This window comes from Rhizobium sp. NPDC090279 (assembly GCF_044769665.1).
Lineage (GTDB): Bacteria > Pseudomonadota > Alphaproteobacteria > Rhizobiales > Rhizobiaceae > Rhizobium.
The window spans coordinates 1-1,214 of record NZ_JBIVYI010000050.1; the positions used below are offsets into that span (position 1 = coordinate 1).

Annotated in this window: 1 protein-coding gene; it reads left to right on the plus strand. The window is 58.0% G+C overall.

All coding sequences use genetic code 11. The features are described from left to right. The first annotated feature begins 20 nt into the window (after window positions 1-20). Window positions 21-1,180, plus strand: a protein-coding gene (locus ACIQWP_RS31895) for an IS3 family transposase (RefSeq protein WP_402796497.1) whose coding sequence is annotated in 2 segments (ribosomal slippage) — window positions 21-285 and window positions 285-1,180 — 1,161 coding nt in all. Because the reading frame shifts where the segments join, the coding sequence is not laid out codon by codon here. Window positions 1,181-1,214 lie beyond the last annotated feature (34 nt).

Genomic DNA, 1,214 nt, shown 5'->3' on the forward strand with positions numbered 1-1,214 from the left:
AGCCGAAGAAGGACATTGAAATGGCAGCGAAAAGACACAAGGCGGAAGAGATCGTCACGAAGCTTCGTCAGGTTGACGTGCTGAATGCGCAGGGCAAATCGATGGCGGAGGCGATCCGGTCGATAGGCGTAACGGAAGTTACATATTACCGCTGGCGGGCTGAATACGGTGGCCTGAAGGGCGATCAGGTGAAGCGCCTGAAGGAATTGGAGACCGAGAACGCTCGCCTCCGCCGGGCAGTTTCCGATCTGACCTTGGACAAGATGATCCTGGCGGAGGCTGCCAAGGGAAACTTCTAAGCCCCGCCCGCCGCCGTGCCTGTGTGGACCACGTCACCGCAGAACTGGGCGTGTCCGAACGACGGGCATGCCGGGTTCTCGGCCAGCATCGTTCCACGCAGCGCAAAATCGCAAAGACACCAGATGACGAAGCGGCATTAACCGCCGACATCACAGCGCTCGCCCTCCAATATGGCCGATATGGCTATCGCCGCATCACGGCGATGCTGCACCAGGCGGGTTGGATCGTGAACGTCAAACGGGTCGAGCGGATATGGCGGCGTGAGGGGCTGAAGGTTCCCTACAAGCAACCAAAGCGCGGTCGGCTCTGGCTGAACGACAGCTCATGCATCCGGCTTCGGCCGGAATACCCCAACCATGTCTGGTCCTACGATTTCGTCGAGGATCGCACGCACAACGGAAGGAAAATCCGCATGCTGAACGTGATCGACGAGTTCACACGAGAATGCATTGCCATCAGGGTCGAAAGAAAGCTCAAAGCCGTCGATGTCATCGATGTGCTCTCGGATCTCTTCATCCTGCGCGGCATTCCGGCACATATTCGTTCCGATAATGGTCCGGAATTCATCGCCAAGGCATTGAGGGAATGGATTGCGCTGGTCGGTGCCAAGACGGCCTACATCATGCCGGGCAGTCCGTGGGAAAACGGCTATTGTGAAAGCTTCAATTCTAAACTCCGCGACGAACTGCTCAATGGAGAAATCTTCTATACGCTCAAGGAGGCGAAGATCATCATTGAGGGCTGGCGGCGGCACTACAACACCGTGCGTCCGCACTCGTCACTGAACTACAAACCACCGGCACCCGAAGCCACCGTGTGGCCGCGCCAGAATGGCCCGGCTTCAACGCCAGCAGTGGCGGCTAGACCGAGCATGCACTAACATTAAGCCCGGATCACCCCATGGGGGCAGACCA